The 2,531-nt window shown below is 51.4% G+C and carries 2 protein-coding genes; both read left to right on the top strand.

Annotated elements, in window-relative coordinates:
- A partial coding sequence (locus tag ACWVCM_RS06000; protein WP_455200815.1) for a PKD domain-containing protein occupies positions 1-1,236 on the top strand: 1,236 nt, incomplete at its 5' end.
- A 358-nt stretch (positions 1,237-1,594) separates the two neighbouring features.
- On the top strand, positions 1,595-2,531 hold a 937-nt coding region (locus ACWVCM_RS05995), incomplete at its 3' end, for a hypothetical protein (RefSeq protein WP_455200814.1).

Here is a 2,531-nt window from a genome sequence, read left to right as displayed (position 1 = left end):
TCACAGGTTAATGGCACCTGTGCAAGCTGTCATAGCCTGCCGGGCGGACATATCAACACAACGAATGTTTGCGAAGCGTGTCACTCGTCGAGTCAATGGATACCGGTTATTACGGTAGATCATTCCCAGGTCAACGGCACCTGTGCAAGCTGTCATAGCCTGCCGGGCGGACATATCAACACGACCAATGTTTGCGAAGCCTGTCACTCGGTTAATCAGTGGATACCGGTGATTACGGTAGATCACAATGAAGTACTGGGTACCTGTGCGTCCTGTCATAGCTTGCCGGGCGGACATATCAGCACGACCAATGTTTGTGAAGCGTGTCACTCGTCGAGTCAATGGATACCAGTGATTACGGTGGATCACGACCAGGTCAATGGCACCTGTGCCTCCTGTCATAGTTTACCGGCTGGTCACATCAGTACGACCAATGTGTGCGAGGCCTGTCATTCACCGTTACAGTGGATTCCGGTAATCACTGTCGATCACAGTCAGGTCTTTGGCAGTTGCGCAAGCTGTCATAGCCTACCGGGTGGTCACATCAATACCAGCACAGTCTGTGATGCCTGCCATTCTACAAACACCTGGGTGCCGGTATTAACCGTAGATCACAATGAAGTGTTCGGTTCCTGCTCCAGTTGTCACAGCCTGCCGGGTGGCCACTGCGATACCCTGGGTGCGGAATGCGATGCCTGTCATACCGTCAACAGCTGGTTGAATCCGTTTGCTGACTGTACTGCCACTGGTGGTGGTGGCACCGGTGGCGGTGGCGGTACACCTAACAATCCACCTGTTGCCGATGCCGGGGGATCTTATAGCGGATTTGGTCCAAATCCGGTGATTATCCAGTTCGACGGATCGGGTTCGTTTGATCCGGATGGTGATTCATTGAGTTACTCGTGGGACTTCGGTGACGGTGGCGGTGGCTCGGGCGTTGCGCCTTCTCATGGTTACACGGCATCGGGAACTTATACCGTGACATTAACGGTTAGTGATGGCCAGGCTTCTGATACAGCGTTCGCTACTGCAAACGTCACCGTCATGGGTGGTGGTGGCGGTGGAGGCGGTATGGGTGGAACGGGTGGTACAGGTGGTACAGGAGGAACTGGAGGAACTGGAGGAACTGGAGGAACTGGAGGAACCGGTGGTACAGGTGGTGGAGGCAGTATGGGTGGTGGTGGATCAACGGGCGGTGGTGGTTCAACCGGTGGTGGGGGTATGATGGGAATGTAGGAGCATTTTTACTGAGCTTTATCAGTAAAAACCAGTAATCCACTCCGTGCAATTACAGGTATCCACACAGGTTATCCATTGCATTTTGTTTCCCAGTTATCGTTTTTAAGTGGTTGTATTAAAAAAACAATCTGACGTATTCCCTTAGAAAGTCCGTTAGTTATTCCCTGTCGGAATGTGTAATATTTAAACTGTTAAGTTGCGACATAAGTTGCGAACTGACTTGTGTAGTTCGTAGCTGAGCAGGGCAGTGCTTTATTTAGCCATGACGGGCTGGCTGCAAGTTGTGTACCGGGATCTGCAGTGTGATCTCATTGTGTTAACGATGTAGCACATTGCGGGGATTGATAGTCAGGGAGTGGATACGGTCACAAAAAGTTGTGACGTTTTCGCGGGCGTTAGGGACTGGTTTTACGCCCTGACGTTCACCTGCTTGTTTTTGCTTTTCTTTTTCACCTCAGCCGTTAATGCGGCGACTGTTGTAACTGATACCACTACCTTTGATCACCTGGTCACCGGCTTTCCTCTAACGGGTGATCATGACTTACTGGATTGTGAAGCGTGTCATGTCGGTGGTGTATTCGAAGTTCTTCCTACTCAATGTTCGGCCTGTCACGATGGCGTGCTGGCAATTGGTCCTTCTGTTACCCATATACCGGTCACGGCTGAATGCGATGCCTGTCATACCACTTCCGGCTTCCTGGCTTCTGCCACGATGGATCACAGCACCATTGGATTAACAGCATGTGTAACCTGTCATAATGGAATTAATGCTACGGGCCAGGATGCCAACCACATACCGACAACCAGCCTGTGCGAGGCCTGTCATAATATCAACACGTGGATTCCATCTACCGGTGTTGATCACAGCCAGGTTGCGGGTATCTGTGTTTCCTGTCATGACGGTGTTATCGCGACGGGCAAAAACGCCACGCATATCGATACATCGGACAACTGCGAGGCCTGTCATCGTAACGACGTATGGATACCGCTGATAACCGTTGACCATACCCAGGTCAATGGCAGTTGCGTGTCCTGTCACGATGGAACGACCGCAACTGGTAAAAATGATACCCACATCCTTACCAGTGACCTGTGTGAGGCCTGCCACACCAGTGATGCGTGGGTTCCGGTTACCACTGTTGATCACAACGAGACAATGGGCACCTGTGAGAGTTGTCATAATAATGTTGCGGCAACCGGCAAACCGGATACCCATATCGATGCATCGGATCAATGTAATGCCTGTCACTCACCCGTAGGCTGGGTTCCACCCACAACGGTTGATCATACCC

It is taken from the genome of Kaarinaea lacus (assembly GCF_975902315.1).
The sequence above is the reverse complement of the archived record's forward strand: the minus strand, read 5'-3'. Positions and strand labels throughout refer to the sequence as shown.